Source organism: Brevibacterium senegalense, from assembly GCF_000285835.1.
GTDB lineage: Bacteria > Actinomycetota > Actinomycetes > Actinomycetales > Brevibacteriaceae > Brevibacterium > Brevibacterium senegalense.
On record NZ_HE978600.1, the window covers coordinates 198,014 to 222,463 of the forward strand.

Annotated in this window: 18 protein-coding genes; 5 read left to right on the plus strand and 13 right to left on the minus strand. The window is 71.3% G+C overall.

The window, feature by feature from the left end; translation table 11 throughout:
- Positions 1-96: 96 nt before the first annotated feature.
- Genes tkt through HGBR_RS15865 form a run of 3 tightly spaced genes read left to right on the plus strand, consistent with a single transcriptional unit; the run spans position 97 to position 5,392 of the window.
- Positions 97-2,190: a transketolase gene (gene tkt / locus HGBR_RS00950; RefSeq protein WP_019157463.1), complete on the plus strand. Its 2,094-nt coding sequence runs from the start codon at positions 97-99 to the stop codon at positions 2,188-2,190.
- A complete protein-coding gene (gene tal, locus HGBR_RS00955; protein WP_019157464.1) occupies positions 2,187-3,365 on the plus strand; it encodes a transaldolase in 1,179 nt (392 codons plus the stop codon). The genes tkt and tal overlap by 4 nt, the downstream gene beginning before the upstream one ends.
- Positions 3,362-5,392: a hypothetical protein gene (locus HGBR_RS15865; protein WP_019157465.1), complete on the plus strand. Its 2,031-nt coding sequence runs from the start codon at positions 3,362-3,364 to the stop codon at positions 5,390-5,392. The genes tal and HGBR_RS15865 overlap by 4 nt, the downstream gene beginning before the upstream one ends.
- 156 nt (positions 5,393-5,548) lie before the next feature.
- On the opposite strand, the gene secG is transcribed toward HGBR_RS15865, so the two are convergent.
- Genes secG through HGBR_RS01010 form a run of 10 tightly spaced genes read right to left on the minus strand, consistent with a single transcriptional unit; the run spans position 5,549 to position 19,194 of the window.
- Complete coding sequence (gene secG, locus HGBR_RS00965) at positions 5,549-5,791, minus strand: preprotein translocase subunit SecG (RefSeq protein WP_019157466.1); 243 nt, start codon at positions 5,789-5,791, stop codon at positions 5,549-5,551.
- A gap of 7 nt (positions 5,792-5,798) precedes the next feature.
- The gene (gene tpiA / locus HGBR_RS00970; protein ID WP_040364562.1) at positions 5,799-6,593 is read right to left on the minus strand and encodes a triose-phosphate isomerase; all 795 of its coding nucleotides are present in this window, start codon (positions 6,591-6,593) and stop codon (positions 5,799-5,801) included.
- A 5-nt stretch (positions 6,594-6,598) separates the two neighbouring features.
- Positions 6,599-7,822 carry a phosphoglycerate kinase gene (locus HGBR_RS00975; protein ID WP_019157468.1) on the minus strand — a complete coding sequence of 408 codons (1,224 nt, stop codon included), beginning with the start codon at positions 7,820-7,822 and terminating at the stop codon, positions 6,599-6,601.
- A gap of 29 nt (positions 7,823-7,851) precedes the next feature.
- Positions 7,852-8,856 (minus strand): type I glyceraldehyde-3-phosphate dehydrogenase, encoded by a 1,005-nt coding sequence (gene gap, locus HGBR_RS00980; RefSeq protein ID WP_019157469.1) that lies wholly within the window; start codon positions 8,854-8,856, stop codon positions 7,852-7,854.
- A gap of 54 nt (positions 8,857-8,910) precedes the next feature.
- Positions 8,911-9,894 (minus strand): DNA-binding protein WhiA, encoded by a 984-nt coding sequence (gene whiA, locus HGBR_RS00985; protein WP_019157470.1) that lies wholly within the window; start codon positions 9,892-9,894, stop codon positions 8,911-8,913.
- A 31-nt stretch (positions 9,895-9,925) separates the two neighbouring features.
- Positions 9,926-10,990: a gluconeogenesis factor YvcK family protein gene (locus HGBR_RS00990; protein ID WP_019157471.1), complete on the minus strand. Its 1,065-nt coding sequence runs from the start codon at positions 10,988-10,990 to the stop codon at positions 9,926-9,928.
- Positions 10,987-11,880 (minus strand): RNase adapter RapZ, encoded by an 894-nt coding sequence (gene rapZ / locus HGBR_RS00995; RefSeq protein ID WP_019157472.1) that lies wholly within the window; start codon positions 11,878-11,880, stop codon positions 10,987-10,989. The genes HGBR_RS00990 and rapZ overlap by 4 nt, the downstream gene beginning before the upstream one ends.
- Complete coding sequence (gene uvrC, locus HGBR_RS01000; RefSeq protein WP_019157473.1) at positions 11,870-13,750, minus strand: excinuclease ABC subunit UvrC; 1,881 nt, start codon at positions 13,748-13,750, stop codon at positions 11,870-11,872. Before uvrC ends, rapZ begins: the two co-directional genes overlap by 11 nt.
- A complete protein-coding gene (uvrA, locus tag HGBR_RS01005) occupies positions 13,737-16,646 on the minus strand; it encodes an excinuclease ABC subunit UvrA (RefSeq protein WP_019157474.1) in 2,910 nt (969 codons plus the stop codon). The genes uvrC and uvrA overlap by 14 nt, the downstream gene beginning before the upstream one ends.
- Positions 16,647-16,683: 37 nt before the next feature.
- Complete coding sequence (locus HGBR_RS01010) at positions 16,684-19,194, minus strand: DEAD/DEAH box helicase (protein ID WP_019157475.1); 2,511 nt, start codon at positions 19,192-19,194, stop codon at positions 16,684-16,686.
- Positions 19,195-19,294: 100 nt separating this feature from the next.
- Here HGBR_RS01010 and HGBR_RS01015 point away from each other — a divergent pair, with 100 nt between their 5' ends.
- Positions 19,295-19,582: a YciI family protein gene (locus HGBR_RS01015; RefSeq protein ID WP_019157476.1), complete on the plus strand. Its 288-nt coding sequence runs from the start codon at positions 19,295-19,297 to the stop codon at positions 19,580-19,582.
- A gap of 81 nt (positions 19,583-19,663) precedes the next feature.
- Here HGBR_RS01015 and HGBR_RS01020 read toward each other — a convergent pair whose 3' ends face one another.
- Both HGBR_RS01020 and uvrB read right to left on the minus strand, forming a co-directional pair.
- On the minus strand, positions 19,664-20,656 hold the full coding sequence (locus HGBR_RS01020; protein ID WP_019157477.1) for a TerC family protein: 993 nt from the start codon (positions 20,654-20,656) through the stop codon (positions 19,664-19,666).
- A 160-nt stretch (positions 20,657-20,816) separates the two neighbouring features.
- Positions 20,817-22,994: an excinuclease ABC subunit UvrB gene (gene uvrB, locus HGBR_RS01025; protein WP_019157478.1), complete on the minus strand. Its 2,178-nt coding sequence runs from the start codon at positions 22,992-22,994 to the stop codon at positions 20,817-20,819.
- A 96-nt stretch (positions 22,995-23,090) separates the two neighbouring features.
- On the opposite strand from uvrB, the gene HGBR_RS01030 reads away from it, so the two are divergent.
- Positions 23,091-23,525 (plus strand): OsmC family peroxiredoxin, encoded by a 435-nt coding sequence (locus HGBR_RS01030; protein WP_019157479.1) that lies wholly within the window; start codon positions 23,091-23,093, stop codon positions 23,523-23,525.
- Here the strand turns inward: HGBR_RS01030 and coaE are convergent.
- Positions 23,506-24,447, minus strand: a complete 942-nt coding sequence (coaE, locus tag HGBR_RS19185) for a dephospho-CoA kinase (RefSeq protein WP_019157480.1) — start codon at positions 24,445-24,447, stop codon at positions 23,506-23,508. The genes HGBR_RS01030 and coaE overlap by 20 nt on opposite strands.
- Positions 24,448-24,450 lie beyond the last annotated feature (3 nt).

Consider the following 24,450-nt stretch of genomic DNA (forward strand, 5'->3'; position numbering starts at 1 on the left):
GCCGTGTCACACCGCGCGTCCCGGTAGAGTGGCAGTCGTCAGTGCCCGCCCCGCGACGGCGGGCAAGCCCTCGTCCCGAAGGATCGAACCGCGCGCATGACCAGCACGAGCACCCTCTCTTGGTCCTCCCTCGACAGCCGGGCTGTCGACACCGCACGACTCCTGGCCGCGGACGCGGTCGAGAAGACGGGCAACGGCCACCCCGGCACCGCCATGAGCCTGGCGCCGGCCGCGTACTACCTCTACCAGCACGGTCTCGTCCACGATCCCGCCGACACGACGTGGATCGGCCGCGACCGCTTCGTGCTGTCGGCCGGTCACTCGAGCCTGACCCAGTACGTCCAGCTCTACCTGTCCGGCACCGGGCTGGAGCTCGAGGACCTCCAGGCGCTGCGCACGTGGGGCTCGCTGACCCCGGGCCACCCGGAGGTGGGCCACACCGACGGCGTCGAGATCACGACCGGTCCGCTGGGATCCGGCCTGGCCTCGGCGGTGGGCATGGCGATGGCGCAGCGCCGCGAGCGCGGCCTCTTCGATCCCGAGGCCCCGGCCGGGGAGTCCGTCTTCGACCACCGCGTCGTCGTCATCGCCGGGGACGGCGACCTGCAGGAGGGCGTGTCCGGCGAGGCCTCCTCGCTGGCCGGCACGCAGCAGCTGGGGACCCTGACGGTCATCTGGGACGACAATCGGATCTCGATCGAGGACGACACCTCGATCGCGTTCACGGAGGACGTCGAGGCCCGGTACGCGGCGTACGGCTGGCACGTCCAGCACGTCGACTTCACCAACGGCGGCGCGGAGTACCACGAGGACGTCCCGGCGCTCGACGCGGCGTTCCGCGCGGCGCAAGAGGATCCGCGCCCCTCGTTCATCCGCCTGTCGACGATCATCGGATGGCCTGCGCCCCACGCCCAGAACACGGGCGGGGCCCACGGTGCGGCGCTGGGTGCGGACGAGATCGCCGCGACGAAGGAGATCCTGGGCTTCGACCCCGCGCAGTCCTTCGTCGTCGAGGACGAGGTCCTCGCCCACACTCGGCAGGTGCGCGAGCGCGGTGCGGCGGCGCACGCCCGCTGGCAGGAGCGCTTCGAGGCGTGGCGGACGGCGAACCCGCAGCGGGCGGAGCTGTTCGACCGGCTGCAGGCGGGCCGGCTGCCGGACGGCCTCGCGGATGCGCTGCCCGCCTTCGAGGCGGGCGCGTCGCTGGCAACCCGCGCGGCCTCGGGCACGGTGCTCAACGCGCTGGCGCCGCTCATGCCGGAGCTGTGGGGCGGATCCTCCGACCTCGCGGGCTCCAACAACACCCTCCTCAAGGGCGAGCCGTCCTTCCTGCCGGTCGAGCGGTCGTCCGCGATGTTCCAGGGCGAGCCGTACGGCCGCAACCTCCACTTCGGCATCCGCGAGTTCGCCGCGGGCCTCGTGAGCAACGGCATCGCGCTGCACGGTCCCACCCGCCCGTACAACGGGACGTTCCTCGTCTTCAGCGACTACCAGCGCCCGGCCGTGCGCCTGGCCGCACTCCAGCAGCTGCCCACGGTGTTCGTGTGGACGCACGACTCGATCGGCGTGGGCGAGGACGGACCCACCCACCAGCCCGTCGAGCACCTGAGCGCGCTGCGCGCGATCCCCGGCCTCGACGTCGTGCGGCCCGCGGACGCGACGGAGACCGCGGTCGCGTGGCTGCGCATCCTCGAGCGGTCGGACGGCCCGTCCGGCCTGGTCCTCACCCGTCAGGGCGTCCCGGTCCTCGACCGCGAGGAGCTGGCGCCAGCCCAGGACGCCCGCCGCGGCGCGTACGTCCTGGCCGACTCGGACGGCGAGCCGGAGGTGCTGCTGCTGGCCTCCGGGTCGGAGGTCCAGCTGGCCCTGGCCGCGCGCACGGAGCTCGCCGCCCACGGCGTCGCGGCACGCGTGGTGTCCGTGCCCTGCCTCGAGTGGTTCGAGCAGGAGTCCGCGGAGTACCGCGAGTCCGTCCTCCCGCGGTCCGTCCGCGCCCGCGTGAGTGTCGAGGCCGGCATCGCCCAGAGCTGGCACCGCTACCTGGGCGAGCACGGCCGCGCCGTCTCGCTCGAACACTACGGTGCCTCCGCCCCCGGCGCCCTGCTCTTCGAGAAGTTCGGCATCACCGCCGAGGCCGTGGTCGCCGCCGCACAGGAGTCGCTCGCAGCCGTCGCAGAGGAGATCCGATGACCGTCCCCCCGACCCCCTCCGAGTCGACCGCGACCGCACAGAACGGTCCCTTGGCCCGCCTGTCCGAGGCCGGTGTGTCCGTGTGGCTCGACGATCTGTCGCGCACCCGGCTGGAGTCCGGCTCGCTCGCAGAGCTCGTCGCCACCCGCTCCGTCGTGGGCGTCACGACGAACCCGACGATCTTCGCCCAGGCGATCGCCTCCGATGACGCGTACACCGCGCAGCTGACGGAGCTGGCGGCGTCCGGTGCGGATGCGGAGACCGCGATCGACGCGCTCACGGTCGACGACGTGCGCGCCGCATGCGATCTGCTCCTGCCCGTGTGGGAGCGGACGGACGGCGCGGACGGTCGCGTCTCGCTCGAGGTCTCCCCCGCCCTGGCGCACGACGGCGACGCGACGATCGAGGCGGCCACGCGCCTGGCGCACGCGGTCGATCGCCCCAACGTGCTCATCAAGATCCCCGCGACGGAGGAGGGCGTCTTCGCGATCCCCCGCGTGCTGGAGCGCGGGATCAGCGTGAACGTCACCCTCATCTTCAGCCTCAGCCAGTACCGGGGCGTCGTCGAGGGATACCTGAGCGGCCTCGAGCGCGCGCGGGAGGCGGGCGTCGACCTCTCGACCCTCCACTCCGTCGCCTCGGTCTTCGTCTCGCGCATCGACACGGAGATCGACGCCCGGCTGGACGCTCTGGGCACGGACGAGGCCCGTCACCTGCGGGGCGGGGCGGGACTGGCGAACTGCCGCCTGACGCACCGCGTGAAGAAGCAGCTGTTCGACTCCGAGCGCTTCCGGGTCCTCGAGGCCGTGGGCGCCCGCCGCCAGAGGCTGCTGTGGGCGTCGACCGGCACGAAGGACCCCGCGTACCCGGACACCCTCTACGTGAGCGAACTCGTCACCCCGGACACGGTCAACACGATGCCGGAGAAGACGCTCGAGGCCTTCGCGGACCACGGCGAGGTGGGACCGGACACGATGGTCGACTGCTACGACGCCGCGGACCGGCACTTCGACGCCCTCGCGCGGCTGGGGGTCGACTACGCGGACGTCATGGACACGCTGCAGCGGGAGGGGCTCGAGAAGTTCTCCGCCAGCTGGGACGAGCTGGTCGCGGAGGTGACGGCCCGCCTCGCCCGGGCGCGGGGCGAGCAGGAGGCACAGGGAGGTCGCACATGACGGTCGAGATCGGTTTCCCGGAACCGGCGGAGACGACCACCCGGCTCCAGCAGATGGCGGATGCGGCCCTCGCGTCGCGGATCGCCCAGCGCGATGCGACGCTCTGGGGCGAGGACGCGCAGGAGACCGCGGCGACGCGTCTGGGCTGGACGGATCTGCACACGCGCGCGGCCGGCCTCATCGAGCAGGTCGAGGCGCTGCGCGCGGAGTTCGAGGCTGAGGGCGTCGATCGGTTCGTCCTCGCGGGGATGGGCGGGTCGTCGCTGGGTGCGGGTGTCATCGCGTCCGCGCACGGCGCGCCCCTCACCATCGTCGACACGACGGACCCGCACGACATCGCCGCCCTGTGCGAGAGCGACGATCTCGAGCGGTCCGCACTCGTCGTCGCGACGAAGTCGGGGACCACGATCGAGACGATCTCGGCGGCCTCGGCGTTCGCACAGGCGCTGCTGGCGCGGGACATCGATCCGCGGAGCCGTCTCGTCGCGGTGACGGATCCCGGCACGACGCTCGCGGAACAGGCCGTCGAGGAGCGCTGGCGGCGGGTGTTCCTCGCCGACCCCAGCGTGGGCGGTCGGTTCAGCGCGCTGTCCGCGTTCGGGCTCGTCCCCGCCGGGCTGGCGGGGGCGGACGTCCAGCGGGTCGTCGACGAGGCCGCGGACGTCGCGGCCACCGTGCGCGCGGACGACACGGGCAATCCCGCCCTGCAGCTGGGCGCCCTGCTCGTCGCCGCGCACGCGCGCGATGTCCGGACGCTCGCGCTGGCGGCGACGGATCCCGTGCTCGTGACGCTGCCCGCGTGGCTCGAGCAGCTCATCGCCGAGTCGACGGGCAAGGCCGGTCTGGGCTTCCTGCCCGTCACGTGCGAGGGCATCGACGTGCACGGCTTCCGCGACGCTCATGCCGCGACCGCACTGGTCTTCGCGGGGCCGGCGCAGGGCGATCATCAGCCCATCTCCGGCATCGCGGTGTCCGTCGAGGCGCCGTTGGGCGCCCAGCTCCTCATCTGGGAGACCGCCGTCGCGCTCGTGTGCGCGGAGATCGGTGTGAATCCCTTCGACCAGCCCGATGTGGAGTCCGCGAAGGAGCGCACCCGTGCGCTGCTCGAGCCGGACGCGGACGGGGAGGACCCCGGCACTGCGACTGCGACCGACGCGCTCGTCCGCATCGAGGACGGCCCGCTCACGGCGGAGGTGAGCGACGGATCCGAGGACACGACGATCGCCCAGGTGCTCGCCGCGCTGCTCCCCGATCCTCAGGACGAGGACCGGTACCTGGCGGTCCAGGCGTTCCTCAGTCCGGAGCACGACGGCGACGTCGCGCGACTGCGCGAGCTCCTGGCCCGGAAGTCCGGCGGCACGGTCGCGTTCGGGTGGGGACCGCAGTACCTGCACTCGACCGGACAGTTCCACAAGGGCGGGCGTCCGACCGGCGCCTTCCTCTACCTCACGGGCGATCCGGACGCCGCGCCGGCGCTCGGGATCCCGCAGGCGGGCTTCTCGTTCGGGCGGCTGCAGGTGGCGCAGGCCCAGGGCGACGCCGCCGTGCTGCGGGAGCTGGGACGCCCGGTCGTCACGGTCGCACTGGCGGACCGCAGTGCCGGGATCGGACGTCTGCTCGAGATCGTCGATGCCCTGCCGGACGCGCCGTCGCGCCGACCGGACGAGGCACCGGCCGCCGACGAGACCGAGCCCGCCGACGAGGGGGAGCCCGCCGACGACGTCGAGCCCGGTACAGAGGTCGAGACGGATGGCGAGGCCGAGGCGGAGCCCACTGCCGAGTCCGCGGCTGTTGAGTCTGTCGGTTCTGCGAGTGCCGGTGCTGCGTCTGCCGAGGCCGATGCCACCGACGCTGAGGACGCCGTGACGGGAACGCCCGTGGCCGACGATGCGGCGAGCGATGTCCCGGAGGCCCGGGTCGCCGCGCCGGATGGACCGGATGCCGGCTCTGCGGATGGAGCTGTGGCCGAGGCCGCCGAGCCGGACGCAGGCGGACCGGTGGCCGACGCCGACGACCGGAAGGTCTGAGACCGGCCGTCACGTCCCCGGTCACCACTGTCCGGGGACGCAGCACGGGGCCCGGAGGAGGCTGGCTCTCCTCCGGGCCCCGTGCTGTCCCGGTGCTGCCCCGGTGCTGTCAGTGCCGGTTCGTCGCAGCGCCGGTGCGCCGACCGGCCCTCGCGCTCACTGGAAGCGGACGACGACTCCGATGAGGATGATGCTCGCGACCCAGACGATCGCGACGAGTGCGGTGAAACGGTTGAGGTTGCGCTCCGCGACTCCCGACGAGCCCAGCGACGAGCTCATGCCGCCGCCGAACATGTCCGACATGCCTCCGCCCTTCCCCTTGTGCATGAGGATGAGCATCGTGAGGAAGACACTGGTCAGGATGAGGACCGCGATGAGCGTCCAGTTGAGGATCTCCATAGTGGCCTCAGTCTACTCGGTGCACGGCGCGGATGAGTTCAGCGAAACCCGTGGGGTGCAGGCTGGCGCCGCCCACCAGCGCTCCGTCGACGTCCGGACCCGCGACCAGTTCCGCCGCGTTGTCCGCCGTGACGCTGCCGCCGTAGAGCACACGGGCCGTCCGTGCCACTCCCTCGCCGTGCACCTCCGCGAGGCGACCCCGGATCGCCGCCGCCATCTCCTGCGCGTCCGCGGGTCCGGCGGTCTCGCCCGTCCCGATCGCCCACACGGGCTCGTAGGCGATGACGAGGCCGCCGAGGTCGTCGGCACCGATCCCGTCGAGGGCACCGTCCACCTGGTACAGGACGTGGGCGACGTGATCGCCCGCGTCGCGGACCTCGCTGGGCTCGCCCACGCAGAGGACGGGGGTGAGGTCGTGCCGCAGCGCGGCGCGCAGCTTCGCGGCCACGAGCGCGTCGTCCTCGCCGTGGTGCGCTCGGCGCTCGCTGTGGCCCACGAGCGCGTAGGTGCAGCCCAGGCGCGACAGGAAGGCGCCGGAGACCTCGCCGGTGTAGGCGCCGGAGTCGTGGGGCGACAGATCCTGCGCACCGTATGTGAGGTCCATCCGCTCGCCCTGGATGAGCGTCTGCGCGGACCGGAGGTCCGTGAACGGGGGGATCACCGCGACGTCGATCCGATCGAGGTCGACGGACAGATCGCGCAGCGCCCACGACAGCTTCTGGATGAGTGTGAGCGCCTCGAAGTGATCGAGGTTCATCTTCCAGTTGCCCGCGATGAGCGGGGCCCGGTTCGTCTCCACCATCGTGCTCACCCCTCCAGCACCGCGAGGCCCGGCAGGACGCGGCCCTCGAGGAATTCGAGCGAGGCGCCACCGCCGGTCGAGATGTGGCCGAAGTCGTCGTCCGCGAAGCCCAGGGCGCGCACGGCCGCGGCGGAGTCGCCGCCGCCCACCACGGTGAGTCGGCCGGACTCGCGTCCGCCGTGGGCCGTCGTGAGGGACTCCGCGACCGCACGGGTGCCCTCGGCGAAGGCGGGGAACTCGAAGACGCCCATGGGACCGTTCCAGAAGACCGTCCGCGCCTGCGCCGCGCGTGCCGCGAACGTCCGGGCGGCCTCGGGGCCGATGTCGAGGCCCAGGGCGGTGGCGCCGCCGGGCGTCTGTTCGAGCGCGTCGACCTGCGCGGTCCAGTGCGCCGCCTCGCGGTCGAAGGACTCCGCCATGACGATGTCCTGCGGCAGGAGGATCTCGACGCCGCGCTCCTCCGCCTTCCGCAGATAGCCGCGCACCGTCTCCAGCTGGTCCTCCTCGACGAGGCTCGCGCCGATCGCGTGACCCTGCGCCTTGAGGAACGTGAAGACCATCCCGCCACCGATCATGAGGACGTCCGCGCGCTCGAGGAGGCTGTCGATGACCCCCAGCTTGTCCGACACCTTCGAGCCGCCCAGGATGACGGCGTACGGGCGTGCGGGGTCCTCGAGCAGACGTCGCGAGACCTCGACCTCCGCCGCGACGAGACCGCCCGCGTAGGCCGGCAGGCGACGCGCGATGTCGACGACGCTCGCCTGCTCGCGGTGGACGACGCCGAAGCCGTCGGACACGAACAGGTCCGCGAGCTCCGCGAGGCCGTCCGCGAACGCACCCCGCTCCCCCGCGTCCTTCGAGGTCTCCCGCGGGTCGAACCGAAGGTTCTCCAGCAGGGCGACCTGGCCGTCGGCCAGCCCCTCGACCGTCTCCCGCGCGCTCTCGCCCACGGTGTCGTGGGCGAAGGCGACGGGGCGGCCCAGTTCCTCGGCCAGGGCGACGGCGACGGGAGCCAGCGACAGCTCCGGCACCCGCTCGCCCTGGGGGCGCCCCAGGTGCGCTGCGACGACGACCCGGGCCCCGGCCTCGGCGAGGGCTCGGATGGTCGGCACGGACGCGGTGATCCTGCCCCGGTCGGTGATCTCGCCGTCCCGCAGCGGGACGTTGAGGTCGCTGCGGACGAGGACGCGCCTGCCCGCGACGGCGACGGCGGGAGTGAGGATCTGCATGGAGGGCCTTTCCGGTGGGTGAGGGCGACTCAGCCCAGCTGGGTCGCGATGTGGACGGTGAGGTCGAGGAGGCGGTGCGAGTACCCCCACTCGTTGTCGTACCAGGCGATCACCTTGAGCTGATCGCCCACCTGCTCCGTCAGGAGCCCGTCGACGATCGCGGAGTGCTCGTCCATGACGATGTCGGAGGAGACGATCGGGGCCTCCGTGTACGCGAGGATGCCCGCGAGGGGACCTGCGGCGGCCTCGCGCAGGAGGCGGTTGACCTCGTCCGCGTCCGTGTCCCGCTCCGGCGTGAACACGAGGTCGACGAGCGAGCCGGTGGGGACGGGCACGCGCACGGCGAGACCGCTGAGCCGGCCATCCAGCTCCGGCAGGACCGTCCCCACCGCGGCGGCGGCACCCGTCGTCGTCGGCACGACGTTGACGGCGGCGGCCCGGGCCCGGCGCAGGTCCTTGTGGTTGCCGTCGACCAGACGCTGGTCGCCCGTGTACGCGTGGATCGTGGTCATGAGGCCGGACCGGATCCCGATGCCTTCGTGGAGGACCTTCGCGACCGGGGCGAGGCAGTTCGTCGTGCACGAGGCGTTCGACACGATCGTGTGACGCTGCGGATCGAAGTCGGTGTGGTTGACGCCCATGACGAACATGCCGTCGACGCCCTTGCCGGGCGAGGACATGACGACGGTGCGGGCGCCGGCGTCCAGGTGGCCGCGCGCCTGGTCCGCGCTGCGGAACCGCCCGGTGGCCTCGATGACGATGTCGACGCCGTACTCGCGCCACGGGATCTCCGCGGGTGTCGAGTGGGCGGTCGCGCGGATGGTGCGGCCGTCGACGATGATCGAGTCCTCGTCGTGGTCGACAACGGCGTCGAGGCGCCGCCAGACGGAATCGTAGGCGAGGAGGTGGGCCAGCGAGGCGTTGTCCGTGAGGTCGTTGATCGCGACGACCTCCACGTCCGGGTGGGTGAGTGTCTGGCGGAGGAAGGACCGTCCGATGCGTCCGAAGCCGTTGATTCCGATGCGAGTGGTCATGGAGAGGCGCTCCTCAGATCGTAGGGTGATCCCATTCTATCGACTGCGGAGCGGTCATTCGTCCTCGAGCATGTCCGCCGTGATGTTGGCGTCCGTGCCCGGGATCCCCAGCTCCTCCGCCCGCTTGTCCGCCGTCGCGAGCAGGCGGCGGATGCGGCCGGCGACCGCGTCCTTCGTCATGACCGGATCCGCCAGCTGGCCCAGCTCCTCGAGCGAGGCCTGCTTGTGGGTGAGCCGCAGCCGGCCCGCGTACCGGAGGTGCTCCGGCACCTCATCGCCCAGAATCTCGAGAGCCCGTTCGACACGGGCGCCGGCGGCCACCGCGGCGCGGGCGGACCGGCGGAGATTCGCATCGTCGAAGTTCGCCAGCCGGTTGGCGGTCGCCCGCACCTCGCGCCGCATCCGGCGCTCCTCCCACACGAGCACCGCATCGTGGGCGCCCATCCGGGTCAGCAGCGCGGCGATCGCGTCCCCGTCGCGGATGACGACGCGATCCGTGCCGCGGACCTCACGGGCCTTCGCGGCGATGTCGAGGCGGCGGGCCGCGCCCACGAGGGCGAGGGCGGCCTCGGGACCGGGGCACGTGACCTCGAGGGCGGCGGAGCGGCCGGGCTCCGTGAGCGATCCGTGCGCCAGGAAGGCGCCGCGCCAGGCCGCCTCGCAGTCCGCGACCGCCCCGCCCACGATCGTCGAGGGCAGTCCACGGACGGGACGGCCGCGCGCGTCCAGGAGGCCCGTCTGCCGGGCGAGCGAGGCGCCGTCCTGCGCGATGCGGACGAGGTACCTGCTGCCGCGGCGCAGACCTCCCCCGGTGATCGCGACGATCTCCGCCGTGTGGCCGAAGAGCCCCCGGATCTCCGCGCGCAGGCGGCGCGCCGCAGCCGCCGTGTCCAGTTCCGATTCGACGAGGACGGCGCCGCCGGAGAGGTGGAGGGCGGACGAGAACCGGAGGATCGACGTCACCTCCGCCTTGCGCGCGGACACCCGCGTCACCTCGAAGCGGGCGAGCTCGTCCTTCACCTGCGCGGTCAGCGCCATGGGCACTCCTTCTCCTTCCGACCGACTGTCCTCACCACGTGTCCTCCCTCAGGAGACCGCGGTCGAGCAGCAGATCACGGTAGCAGGCCGCGAGCTTGAGGCTGTCATGCTGGCGCGGGCGGCGGGATGTGAGCGGATGCGTGCGGACCTCCGCGCCGAAGAGCTCCGAGGCGATCCGGACGAGGGCGGACTCCTTCGCCGCGGCGGCGGCGTCGACGAGCACGAAGTCGAGGCGCAGGTCCGGCGCGTGCCGGTGCAGCGACTGCAGGTGGTCGACGAGGGAGAGGTCGACCGTCTCCCCCGGCGCCGCGCCCAGGTTGAGCGTGAGCGTCTTGAGGGCCCGCGAGCGGACGATCGCGTCCGCCAGCTGGGGCACGAGCAGGTGGGGCATGACCGACGTGTACCAGGAGCCGGGCCCCAGGTTGAGCACGTCCGCCGCCTCGACCGCCGCGATCGTCTCGCTGCGGGCCGGGGGCGAGGCCGGGTCGAGCCGGACCTCCTCGACGCGGCCCGGTGTCGCGGCCAGCACGGACTGGCCGCGGATGACCTCCGGCGCACCGGCCGCGGCCGTCACGACGTCCGCCTCGATCGTGAGGGGGACGGACGACATGGGCAGGACGCGGCCGTGCGCCCGCAGCAGACGCGCGATCCAATCGAGTCCCACGACGTGGTCCTCGTGGATCTGCCACAGCGCGGCGATGAGGAGGTTGCCCACCGCGTGCCCCTCGAGGGCCCCCCTCGAGGCGAAGCGGTGCTGCATGACCCCGCGCCACACCCGGCCCCATTCGCCGTCGTCGCAGAGTGCCGCCAGCGCCATGCGCAGGTCACCCGGCGGCAGGCCGCCCATCTCCGCACGCAGGCGTCCGGACGACCCTCCGTCGTCCGCGACGGTCACGACGGCGGTGAGGTTCTCCGTGATGAGCCGGAAGGCGCGCAGCGCTGCGTAGAGCCCGTGGCCGCCGCCGAAGCTCACGATCCGGGGCTCGTCGCTGCTCTCGCTGTCCTGCGGGGTGCTGCCCAGGAGGCCACCCAGCAGCAGCGGCAGCTCCTCCGTGCTGGGGGCCCGGCCCATGTCCGGCACCCGACCGCCGCTCACGACTTCTCCAGATCACGGTGGCGGACGGAGACGCGCAGGCCGGTCGCCTGCCGCAGCCGGCGGGCGAGCTCCTCGGACATCGCGACGGAGCGGTGGCGACCGCCCGTGCAGCCCACGGCGACGGTCGCGGAGGAGCGACCGTCCTCGAGGTAGCCGCGCACCACCGTCGCGAGCGCCTGGGTGTACTCGTCGAGGAACTGCGAGGCGATCGGCTTCTGGAAGACGTAGTCGGCGACCTCTGAATCCGTGCCGTCGAACGGGCGCAGGTGCGGCACCCAGTGCGGGTTGGGGAGGAAGCGCACGTCCGCGACGTGGTCCGCGTCCGTGGGGATGCCGTGCTTGAAGCCGAAGCTCATGACGGTCAGCCGCAGGGTGTCCCCCGCCTCCGCCGCGAACGCCTGGCGGACCTCCTTGGCGAGCTCGTGGATGTTGAGCGTGGAGGTGTCGATGACGACGTCCGAGCGGTGCTTGACGTTCTCCAGCGCCGCGCGCTCCGCGGTGATGCCGTCCAGCAGCGTCCCGTCGCCCTGCAGGGGGTGCGGTCGACGGACGGATTCGAACCGGCGGACGAGGATGTCGTCCGCCGCCTCGAGGAAGAGGACGCGCAGCGCGACGCCCTGATGGAGGTACTCGTCGACCGCGGAGGCCAGATCCGCGCGCTGCGCCGCGCGGCCGCGGATGTCCGTCACGATCGCGACACGGGGCAGAGCGCCCTCCGCACGGCCCACCAGCTCGAGGAGCGGCGCGATCATCGCAGCGGGCAGGTTGTCGACGACGTACCAGTCGAGGTCCTCCAGCACCCGCGCGGCCGTCGACTTGCCCGCACCGGACATACCGGTCACGAGCACGACTTCGGGCAGCTGAGCGCGAGCGGAGGTGTCAGCTGTCATCAGTGGTCGTCCCTTCTGCGAGTCCTGCGTGAATCGTAGCCGCAAGAGCGGCGCCCACGCCCTGGACCTCCTGCAGCTGCTCGACCGTCGCCGCGCGCACACGGGCGACGGAGCCGAACCTCGCCAGCAGGGCCTTCTGCCGCGCCGGCCCCAAACCGGGGATCCCGTCGAGGGCCGACGCCGTCGCGGACGCGGCCCGCTTCTTCCGGTGGTACGTGATCGCGAAGCGGTGGGCCTCGTCGCGGATCCGCTGGAGCAGGTAGAGGCCCTCCGAGCTGCGTGGGAAGACCGTGGGGTACTCCTCGCCGGGCAGCCAGACCTCCTCGAGGCGCTTCGCCAGACCCGCGACGGCGATCTGCGCGAGCCCCAGGTCGTCGAGGGCGCGCCGCGCGGCCGCCACCTGCGGCGGACCGCCGTCGACCAGCAGCAGCGACGGGCGGTAGCCGAACCGCTCGTCGGGCTCCTCCGCCGCGAGGCTCTCGAGATAGCGGGTGAAGCGCCGGGACACGACGTCGTACATCGCGGACGTGTCGTCGCGCGCGGCGTCCCCGCGCACAGAGAAGTGCCGGTAGTCGCGCTTGAGCGGCAGCCCGTCCTCGAAGACGACGAGCGAGCCCACGACGTCCTGCCCCTGCGTGTGCGAGTTGTCGATGCACTCGATCCGCATGGGCGGTTCGTCGAGCCCCAGGACCTCGTGCACCTCGCGCATGGCCTCGCTGCGGGTCGTGAGGTCGGAGGCGCGGCGCGTGCGGTGCAGCACGAGGGACTGCTGGGCGTTCTGCCGGACGGTCTCGAGCAGGGCGGCCTTCTCCCCCCGCTCAGGCACCCGCAGCGTCACCCGGCGACCGCCGCGACGCTCGCGCAGCCAGTCCGCGACGGTGTCCGCGTCCTCCGGCAGCACGTCGACGAGCACCTCGGCCGGGACCCCCTGCGGGTCGACCTCCCCGTACGCCTGCCGCAGGTAGTCCGCGACCAGCTGGGCCGGTGTCGCGTCCTCGAGGCGCTCGACGATCCAGCCGCGCTCACCGCGGATACGCCCGCCGCGCACGTGGAAGACCTGGACCGCGGCCTCGAGCTCGTCATAGTGGACGGCGAAGACATCGCAGTCCGCATTCATCGAGAGCACGACGGCGTTCTTCGCCAGCACCTTCTCCAGCGCCTGGATCTCGTCGCGCAGGCGGGCGGCCCGCTCGTAGTCCAGCTCCTGGGCCGCGTTCGCCATCTCCTTCTTCCGCTGGGAGATGAGCGTGCCGGTGGAGCCGGACATGAAGTCCCCGATCCCGCGGACCAGCTCGCGGTGCTCGTCCTCCGACACCCGCCCCACGCACGGGGCGGAGCACTTGTCGATGTAGCCCAGCAGGCAGGGGCGGCCGCTGCGTTCCGCGCGCTGGAGGACGCCGGACGTGCACGTGCGGACGGGGAACACCTGGAGCAGCAGGTCGAGAGACTCGCGGATCGCCCAGGCCTGGCCGAACGGTCCGTAGTACGTGATGCCCTTCTTCCGCTTGCCGCGCGTCACGTAGACGCGCGGGATGCGGTCCTTCGTCGTGATCGCGAGGTACGGGTAGGACTTGTCGTCCCGGAACATGACGTTGAACCGCGGACTGAACTCGCGGATCCACGTCCACTCCAGCTGGAGTGCCTCGACCTCCGTTCCGACGACGGTCCATTCGACGGACGCCGCGGAGTGCACCATGCGGAACGTGCGGGGGTGGAGGCCCGCCGGATCCGCGAAGTACGAGTTGAGCCGCTGCCGGAGGTTCTTCGCCTTGCCCACGTAGAGGATCCGCCGGTCCTCGTCGCGGAAGCGGTAGACGCCGGGGGATGTGGGGATCTCCCCCGACGCGGGACGGTACTCACTGGGGTCCACGGACCCCCCTCCGCGCCAGCACCTCTGCGAGGTACTCGCCCGTGTGGCTGCCGGGGACCTGCGCGACCTCCTCCGGCGTGCCCTCAGCGACGACGGTGCCGCCGCCGCGGCCGCCCTCCGGCCCCAGGTCGATGATGTGGTCCGCGCTGGCGATGACATCGAGGTTGTGCTCGATGACGAGGACCGTGTTGCCCTTGTCGACGAGGCTCTGGAGGACGGTCAGGAGGCGCGAGATGTCCTCGAAGTGCAGGCCCGTCGTGGGCTCGTCCAAGACGTAGACGGTGCGCCCGCGGGTGCGCTTCTGCAGCTCCGCGGCGAGCTTGACGCGCTGCGCCTCGCCGCCGGACAGGGTCGTCGCGGGCTGGCCCAAGCGCACATAGCCCAGGCCTACGTCCACGAGGGTGACGAGGTGGCGCGCGATCGCGGGCACGGCCTCGAAGAAGCTGGCGGCCTCCTCGATCGGCATGTCGAGCACCTCCGCGATCGACTTCCCCTTGAAGGTCGCCTCGAGCGTCTCCCGGTTGTAGCGGGCGCCGTCGCAGACCTCGCACGGGACGTACACGTCCGGCAGGAAGTTCATCTCGATCTTGATCGTGCCGTCGCCCTTGCAGTTCTCGCAGCGCCCGCCCTTGACGTTGAACGAGAACCGGCCCGGCTGGTAGCCGCGGATCCGGGACACCTCCGTCTCCGAGAAGAGGCGGCGCACGTGGTCGAAGACGCCCGTGTACGTGGCGGGGTTGGACCGCGGCGTCCGGCCGATGGGCGACTGGTCGACGTGGATGACCCTGTCGAGGTGCTCCAGACCGGTCACGCGCTTGTGGCGGCCCGGGACGCGCTTGGCGCGGTTGAGCTTGTTCGCCAGCTCCGTGTAGAGGATGTCGTTCACGAGGGTCGACTTGCCGGAGCCGGAGACGCCGGTGACCGCGGTGAGCACGCCCAGCGGGAACTCGACCGTCACGTCCCTGAGGTTGTTCTCGCGGGCGCGCTCGACGCGGAGCGTGCGCTCCGGATCCGCCGCCCGCCGCTGGTCGGGCACCGCGATGCTGCGACGTCCGGACAGGTAGTCGCCCGTGAGCGAGCGGGGAGCGTCGGCCAGGCCCGCCACCGGTCCGGAGTAGACGATCTCGCCCCCGTGCTCGCCGGCGCGCGGACCGATGTCGACGATCCAGTCCGCCGCGTCGATCGTCTCCTCGTCGTGCTCGACGACGATGAGGGTGTTGCCCAGGTCGCGCAGCTTCGCGAGCGTGCCGATGAGGCGCCGGTTGTCCCGCTGGTGCAGGCCGATGCTGGGCTCGTCGAGCACGTAGAGGACGCCCACGAGGCCGGAGCCGATCTGCGTGGCCAGGCGGATCCGCTGCGCCTCCCCGCCGGAGAGCGTCCCGGCCGTCCGGTCGAGACTCAGGTAGTCGAGACCCACGTCCAGCAGGAACCGCAGGCGGGCGTTGATCTCCTTCATGACCTGCGCGGCGACCTGCGCGTCCCGGTCGGACAGGGTGAGTCCGGCAAGGAACTCCGCGGCCTCGTCGATCGGCTTGCGCGACAGATCCGCGATCGAGATCCCGCCCACGGTGACAGCGAGGACCTCCGGACGCAGGCGCGCGCCCTCGCAGACGGTGCACGGGATCTCCCGCATGTACTCCTCGTACCGCTCCCGGGACGACTCGGATTCCGTCTCCTGGTGCTTGCGGAGGATGTACTGGACGACGCCCTCGAATCCGGTCGAGTAGGTGCGCTCGCGGCCGAACCGGTTGCGGTAGCGGACCTGCACCTTGTGGTCCTTGCCGTCCAGCAGTGCGCGACGCGCGGCGGCGGGGAGGTCCTTCCACGGGGTGACGAGGTCGAAGCCCAGGTCGTCGCCCAGGCCCTTGACGATGCGCAGGAAGTACTGGGACGTCGTCTTCCCGGTGGCCCACGGCGCGATCGCGCCCTCCGTGAGGGTGAGGTCCTCGTCCGGGACGACGAGGGACTCGTCGACACTCAGCCGCGTCCCGATGCCGTCGCACGCCGGGCACGCGCCGAAGGGCGCGTTGAACGAGAAGGTGCGGGGTTCGATCTCGTCGAGGACGAGGGGGTGGTCGTTGGGGCAGCGGAGATTCTCCGAGAACGTCCGCACCGTCCCCTCGTCGACCAGTTCGACGTCGATCCGACCCTCCGCCAGCCCCAGGCCGGTCTCAACGGAGTCCGCGAGGCGCTGTCGGATCCCCTCGCGCACCACCACGCGGTCGACGATGACGGAGATCGTGTGCTTGTACTGCTTCTTCAGCTCCGGCGGATCGTCCAGGCGGATCTGCTCGCCGTCGACGACGGCGCGGGAGTAGCCCTGCGCCAGCAGCTGCGGGAACAGGTCCTTGAACTCGCCCTTCCGATTGCGGACCAGGGGGGCGGCGATGATGAGCTTCGTGCGCTCCGGCAGCTCGAGGAGACGGTCCACGATCTGCTGCGGCGACTGCTTCTCGATCTCCTCCCCGCACGTGGGGCAGTGCGGGATCCCGATCCGGGCCCAGAGGAGGCGCAGGAAGTCGTGGACCTCCGTGATCGTGCCCACGGTGGAGCGGGGGTTCTTCGACGTCGACTTCTGATCGATCGACACCGCCGGCGACAGGCCCTCGATGAAGTCGACGTCCGGCTTGTCGACCTGCCCCAGGAACTGCCGGGCGTAGGACGACAGGGACTCCACGTAGCGGCGCTGGCCCTCCGCGAAGATCGTGTCGAAGGCCAGCGAGGACTTGCCCGACCCGCTCAAACCGGTGAACACAACCATCGAGTCGCGCGGGATCGTGACGGAGGCGCTCTTGAGGTTGTGGGCGCGGGCGCCCTGCACCCGGATGACGGGGGCGTCGTCGTGCGTGCGGCCGTCCGGTGCGGTGCGCGGGAACTGGTCCGTGGAGCTCTGCATTTTCACTCCCCCACTGTATCGACCGGGACGGACGCACTCACTCCTCTGTGAGGGGACCCACCCCGTCGATGCGGAGGACGACCTCGCCGGCCTCGTCGCTGGCGGGCAGGTCGACGGTCGCGCGGATGGACCAGTCGCCGTCGCCCTGCGGGTCCGCCAGCACCTGCCGCACGCGCCACGTGTCCGCTCCCCGCTCGATGTGCACCATCCGCGCGGAGCGTGCGTCCGCGTCGATGCCCAGATCGTCGTACTCGTCGTAGAAGGACTCGATCGCGTCCTCCCACTCGCGCGCACCCCAGCCGGACTCCCCGTCGAGCGCGCCCAGCTCGCGGTAGGCGGCGCGTTCAGCCAGCAGGACACGGTGGAACAGCGCGTTCCGGACGGCGGCCGTGAACCGGCGCTCGTCGGAGGTGAATGTCCGCTCCAGCGCGTGGAGCGCGACGTCGGGCAGCTCCTCCCCCGGTTCCGCGAGTGCGGCCCACTCCTCGACGAGGCTCGAGTCGACGCGGACGACCAGATCGCCCAGCCACGTGATGATGTCCTCGAGCTCCTCGCCGCGCCGGTCGACCGGGACCGTCTGGACGAGGGCGCGCCACACGTCGAGGAGGTAGCGCAGGAGACCGCCCTCCACGCGGGCGATGCCGTAGTAGGCGACGAACTGCGAGAAGTTCATCGACTGCTCGATCATGTCCGCGACGATCGCCTTGGGCTCGATGCCGATCTCGCGCACCCACGGCGCGGTCTCCGCGTAGGCGTCGAACGCGGCCTCGAGGACCTCGCCGTTGGGCCGGGGCACGTCGAGGGAGTCGAGGATCTCCATCCGCTCCGCGTACTCGACGCCCTCCGCCTTGAGTGCCGCCACCTCGTCGCCCTTGATGCGGTCCAGCTGGCCGCGGATGATGTGGTGCTGGATCTGCGTCGTCGCCTCGATGACGCTCAGCGCGTCGAGCGCCCAGGTCTCCGACTGCTCGTCGAAGAGGTCGAGGGCCGCCAGCGCGAACGGGCTGAGCGGCTGGTTGAGAGCGAAGTCCGGGCCCAGGTCCGCGCTCAGCGCGTACTCGACGCGGCCGTCGTCCGTCACGGTCCGCTCGATGACGCCGCCGACCAGCAGGCTGCGACCGATCCGCAGCGCCCGCAGCATGAGGTCGAGGATCCGCTCGCGGGACTCGTGGGTGCGCTCGAGGAAGTCGCGGATCGTGTGGACGCCCGCGTGCGGACGCGCCAGCAGGTTCACGATCATCGAGTGGGTGATCCGCATGTGCGAGCGCAGCTGCTCCGGGGTGCCCGTCTCCAGGTTCTGGAACGTCTGCTGCGACCAGCCCACGTGGCCCTCGGGCGCCTTCTTCCGCTTGACCCGCTTCTGCTTCTTGGGATCGGACCCCGCCTTCGCGAGCGCGACCGCGTTCTCGATCTCGTGCTCCGGCGCCTGTGCGACGACGTAGCCCACGGAGTCGAAGCCCGCGCGGCCGGCGCGGCCGGCGATCTGCTGGAACTCGCGCACCTGCAGCTGCCGGACCCGGCGGCCGTCGAACTTGGCCAGCGAGGTGAAGAGCACCGTCCGGATGGGCACGTTGATGCCCACTCCCAGCGTGTCCGTCCCGCACACGACGCTCAGCAGGCCCGTGAGTGCCAGGTGCTCCACGAGTCGTCGGTACCGGGGCAGCATGCCGGCGTGGTGCACGCCCACGCCGCCCAGGACCAGTCGCCGGAGTGTGACCCCGAAGCCCTTGCCGAAGCGGAAGCCGCGCACCTCCTGGGCGATCGCGTCCCGCTGCTCCCGTGTCGTCAGGTTGGCCGCGAGGATCGACTGCGCGAGCTCCACGGAGCGCGCCTGGACGAACGAGACGACGTAGACGGGCGCGCGGTCCTCCGCGACGAGCGAGGCGAGCTTCTCCAGCAGGGGCGAGGTCGAGTACTCGTACTCGAGCGGGACCGGTCGCTGCGCGGAGCCGATGTGCGCGGTGTCACGGCCGGTCAGGTCCGTGAGGCGCTGGGAGATGTCCGTCGTGTCACCCAGCGTCGCGGACATGAGGACGAACTGGGCCTGCGGCATCTCGAGCAGCGGCACCTGCCACGCCCAGCCGCGCTGCGGATCCCCGAAGTAGTGGAACTCGTCCATGACGACGAGCGCGACGTCCAGCTCACCGCCCTCGCGCAGGGCGTGGTTCGCGAGGATCTCCGCGGTCGCGCAGATGACCGGCGCCTCCGGGTTCACGGAGCTGTCGCCGGTCACCATGCCCACGTTCTCGCGCCCCAGCGCTTCGACGAGCGAGAAGAACTTCTCGCTCACGAGTGCCTTGAGCGGCGCGGTGTAGTACGCGGTCCGGCCCGTCGACACCGCGTAGTACAGCGCCGCGAGTGCCACCATCGACTTGCCGGAGCCGGTGGGCGTCGCAACGATCGTGTTGTCGCCCGCGAGCACGGAGAGGATCGCGTCCTCCTGCGCGGGGTACAGGCTCATCCCGCTCTCCCGCACATGCGTCTCGAACGTCTCCCAGACGGTGTCGGCGTCTGCGAAGTCGTCGGGGATCTGCGGGAGTCGGGACACGCGGGGGCTCCTGGGCTCGAGGGGTAGTGTCAGTGCACGGGGCGCACCCGTGCTCCGAGACGAGTATCGCACTCGCACCCGACCGACACACAGGAGAGCCATGGCAGTCTTCGCCGTCACCTACACCTACGGCCCCGATACGGAGAAGCGGATGGGGGTCCGCCCGGCCCACCGCGAGTGGCAGGCCGCGCAGCTGGAGGCCGGTCGCCTGCTGGCGTCCGGACCGCTCGAGGACGAGCTGACGCCCGGCGGCCTGCTGATCCTCCGCGGCAAGGACAAGGAGGAGATCGCGACCCTGCTGGCGCAGGACCCGTACGCGGACGCGGGCGTCATCGACGACACGACGATCCGTGCGTGGACCCCCGTGTTCGGCCCCTTCGAGGCCTGATCCGACCCCACCACCGCCGAGGCCCCGGTCACCTGTCCAGGTGACCGGGGCCCACGCATACGGCCGGGTGGGGACAGCGGATCAGTCGCGCCGCAGGGGCGCCTCCTGGGTCCGCTTCATCGCGATGAGGCTCGCGACGGTGGCGACGACCATCGCGAGGACGATGAAGCCCAGCGACTGCCACGTCGTGATGACCGGCACCTGCGAGGTGAAGGACTCCGGCAGCCACTCCGTCTCGTGGAGGGCGTGCAGGAACAGCTTCACACCGATGAAGGCGAGGATCGCGGCGATGCCGTAGTGCAGGTACGGGAGTTTGTCGAGCAGGCCGCCCAGCAGGAAGTACAGCTGACGCAGTCCCATGAGCGCGAAGACGTTCGCCGTGAACACGAGGAACGGATCCTGCGTGATGCCGAAGATGGCGGGGATCGAGTCGAGCGCGAACATGATGTCCGTCGTGCCGATCGCGATGAACACGATGAGCATGGGAGTGAAGAACTTCTTCCCGTCGATCGTGACGCGCAGCTTGTTCTCGTGGTACTCGTCCGTGATGTTGATCCGCTTGCGGAGGAAGCGGATGAACCCGTTCTCCGCGTCCTCGTCGTCCTCGCCGCTGAACGCCTGGCGCCACGCGGTCCACAGGAGGAAGGCGCCGAAGAGGAAGAACACCTCGATGAAGCGCTCGATGATCGCGGAGCCCGCGACGATGAAGATGCCGCGGAAGATGAGGGCGAGGATGATGCCCACCATGAGCACCTGTTGCTGGTACTTCTTGGGCACCGAGAAGCCGCTCATGATGATGACGAACACGAACAGGTTGTCGATGCTGAGGCTGTACTCCGTCAGCCAGCCGGCGAGGAACTGTCCGCCGTGCTCCGCATCGCCCATCGCGAAGAGGACGCCGGCGAAGACGAGGGCGAGGCCCACGTAGAACGCGACCCACAGCGAGGCCTCCTTCATGGAGGGCGTGTGGGGCCGCTTGATGACCATGAGGAGGTCGGCGACGAGGATCAGCACGAGCACGACACTCGAGACGACCTCGAACACGTGGTAGGGATCCTGGAAGAACTCTTGCATGAGTGCCTTTCGGAGGAGAGTGGTCGCTGCACGCGGTCGAAAGTCTCTCCCACGGCCAGCGGCCGCTCCGCATCCGGATCCGCAGGATGGCTGCGATCGTGGTGACGAATGCGGAAGGTGTCGGGATACTCCCCTTCAACGACGGTTCATCGTACACCGATCAGACGTGTCCCGCCTCCTTCATCTGCCGCAGCTCGCGCTTGAGGTCGCCCAGCTCGTCCCGCAGGCGGGCCGCGAGCTCGAACTGGAGGTCCGCCGCGGCCGCGTGCATCTGGTCGGTGAGCGTCGCGATGAGTTCGACGAGGTCCTCCGCCGGCGGCGCCAGCGGCGCTCCCGCACCCCGCGACGTGGAGAACGCCTCCCGCTGCTCGTCCGTGATCGTCGCGTTGAACCCGCGCTTGCCCTTGCCGTAGTCGAACTCCGCGAGGATCTCGCGGGTGTCCTCGTCCTCGCGCCGCAGGCGCTCCGTGATGTCGGAGAGCTTCTTGACGAGCGGCTGCGGGTCGATGCCGTGCTCCTCGTTGTGCGCGATCTGCACCGCGCGCCGGCGGTCCGTCTCGTCGATCGCCTCGCGCATCGACCGTGTGATCGTGTCCGCGTACATGTGGACCTCGCCGTGCACGTTGCGGGCCGCGCGCCCGATCGTCTGGATGAGGGAGGTGGCCGACCGCAGGAAGCCCTCCTTGTCCGCGTCGAGGATCGACACGAGCGACACCTCCGGCAGATCGAGGCCCTCGCGCAGGAGGTTGATGCCCACGAGCACGTCGAAGTCGCCGGCCCGCAGCTCGCTCAGCAGCTCGACGCGGCGCAGCGTGTCGACGTCCGAGTGCAGGTACTCGACGCGCACCTGGTGCTCCAGCAGATAGTCCGTGAGGTCCTCCGCCATCTTCTTCGTGAGGGTCGTGACGAGCACGCGCTCGTTCCGCTCGACGCGGACCCGGATCTGCTCGAGCAGGTCGTCGATCTGCCCGCGTGTGGGCTTCACCTCGATGCGGGGGTCGACGAGGCCGGTGGGGCGGATGATCTGCTCGACCGTCCCGTTCGCCCGCTCCAGTTCGAAGTCACCCGGGGTCGCGGACAGGTAGACGGTCTGGCCGATCCGGTCGAGGAACTCCCCGAACCGCAGGGGCCGGTTGTCGAGCGCGCTGGGCAGGCGGAACCCGTGGTCCACGAGGGTGCGCTTGCGCGACATGTCGCCCTCGTACATGCCGCCGATCTGCGGCACCGTCACGTGGGACTCGTCGATGACGAGGAGGAAGTCCTCCGGGAAGTAGTCGAGGAGGCAGTTGGGGGCCGTGCCCGCGGCGCGCCCGTCGATGTGGCGCGAGTAGTTCTCGATGCCGGAGGTGAAGCCCATCGAGCGCATCATCTCCAGGTCGTAGGTGGTGCGCATCTTGAGCCGCTGCGCCTCCAGCAGCTTGTTCTGGCCCTCGAGCTCCTCCAGCCGCTCCTGCAGCTCCTGCTCGATGTCCGTGATCGCCCGCCCCATCCGCTGGTCGCCGGCGACGTAGTGGCTGGCCGGGAAGATGTGGACGACCTCCTCCTCCCGCACGATCTCGCCGGTGAGCGGGTGGAGCGTGTAGAGCGATTCCACTTCGTCGCCGAAGAACTCGATCCGCAGCGCCAGTTCCTCGTACTGCGGGATGATCTCGACCGTGTCCCCCCGCACGCGGAACGTGCCCCGCGTGAAGGCGACGTCGTTGCGCGAGTACTGCATCGAGACGAACCGCTTGAGCAGTTCGTCCCGGTCCAGTTCGTCGCCCACCGACAGCGACACCATCCGGTCGACGTACTCCTCCGGTGTGCCCAGGCCGTAGATGCAGCTGACGGTCGAGACGACGACGACGTCGCGGCGGGTCAGCAGCGCGTTCGTGGCGGAGTGCCGCAGGCGCTCGACCTCGTCGTTAATCGACGAGTCCTTCTCGATGAACGTGTCCGTCTGCGGGACGTAGGCCTCCGGCTGGTAGTAGTCGTAGTAGGACACGAAGTACTCGACCGCGTTGTGCGGCAGCAGCTGCCGGAACTCGTTCGCCAGCTGCGCGGCGAGCGTCTTGTTGTGCGCCATGACGAGCGTGGGCCGCTGCACCTGCTCGATGAGCCACGCGGTCGTCGCGGACTTGCCGGTGCCGGTGGCGCCCAGCAGGACGATGTCCTTCTCCCCCTGCTCCAGGCGCGCGGTCATGTCCGCGATCGCGGCCGGCTGGTCCCCCGACGGCGAGTAGTCCGACACGACCTGGAACGGCGCGACGGACCGGACGATGTCCGGACGGTGGCCCACCAGCGGCACGGGGCGGCTGGGGGCGTCCTGCGGGCGGGTGTCCGGGTGCTGCGGGTCCATGGCACACACGATAGCGCGGAGGACGGACACGGGAACCGCCCCGCAGGGCCGCTGCGGGGCCTAGACTCGGACCGGACGAAACGAACTCAGAAGGGGATGACGATGGCGGAGACGATCTCGAAGGCGCACACGGTGTGGCGGGGCACGCTCCCGGAGGGCAGCGGCACGGTCTCGCTCGACAGCTCCGGCGCCGGCGCGCTGGCGGTCTCGTGGGAGGCGCGCGCGGAGGGCACCGGCACGGCGACGACGCCGGAGGAGCTGCTGGGCGCCGCCCACTCCGCCTGCTTCTCGATGGCCCTGTCGAACGCGCTCACCTCGAACGGCACGCCGCCCGAGGAGCTCTCGACCGGCGCGGACGTCAGCTTCTCCCCCGCCGACGGGATCACCGGAGTGCACCTCTACGTCGTGGGCTCCGTGCCGAACCTCAGCGAGCCGGACTTCCGGACGATCGCCGAGCGCGCGAAGAAGGACTGCCCCGTCTCCCGCGCCCTCAAGGGCGTGTCGATCGAGCTCAGCGCGTCCCTGCGCTGACCGTCACCGTCGCGGGACGGCCGGGGTCCGTCGTGAGCCACCGGTCGTCCCGCGGCGCGTAGCCCGCGTCGCGCAGAAGGGCGCCGACGGCCTCGGGGTCCGTGCCCGCCGGGACGCGCAGGTCGATTGCGACCCCGTCCGCAGCGGGCGACGCCGAGGCCGTGGCCGGCACCCCGGCACGGCCCGCTGTCCGCTCGAGCCGGGCCACGAGGCGCGCGCCCGCGGCACGCTGGGCCTCCTCCCCCGCCTCCGTCCCCGTGAGCGGCAGCGGCCGGGCCGGGATGCCGGCGGCGCGGTTCCGCCGGAACGGCTCGATCCGGTCCTCCCACAGCCGCGCGACCTGTGCGCGCAGGTGCTCCTGCGTCCCCGCGTTGTCGAGGGCCGTGTCGCACGCGAGGTGGCGCTGGGCGTCCGTCGCCTGCGCCCGGATGCGCCGCTGGGCGTCCTCCCGATCGAGGCCCCGACTGGTCGTGAGGCGCTCGAGCCGCGTCTCCTCCGGCACGTCGACGAGCAGACTCAGGTGGTAGTTCCCCGTCATCCCGTTCTCCACGAGCAGCGGGACGTCGTGGACGACGACCGGCAGATGCGCGTGCTCCGCCAGCCGCGCGGCGGTCCGCTGCGCGATCGCGGGGTGCATGATCGCGTTGAGTGCCGCGGTCCGCTCCGGTGTCGCGAAGGCGAGACCTGCCAGCGCCGCGCGGTCCAGCGCGCCGTCGACCGCGAGGACCGCGTCCCCGAACTCCCGCCGCAGGGCCTCCAGGGCCGGTTCACCCGGCTCCACGACCTCGCGTGCGATGCGGTCCGCGTCGACGATCCCGGCTCCGCGGTCCGCCAGCAGTGCCGCGACGGTCGACTTGCCGGCGCCGATCCCCCCGGTGAGTCCCAGCAGCAGCGGAGAGGTGGGCGCGTGCGTCTCTGTCATGGT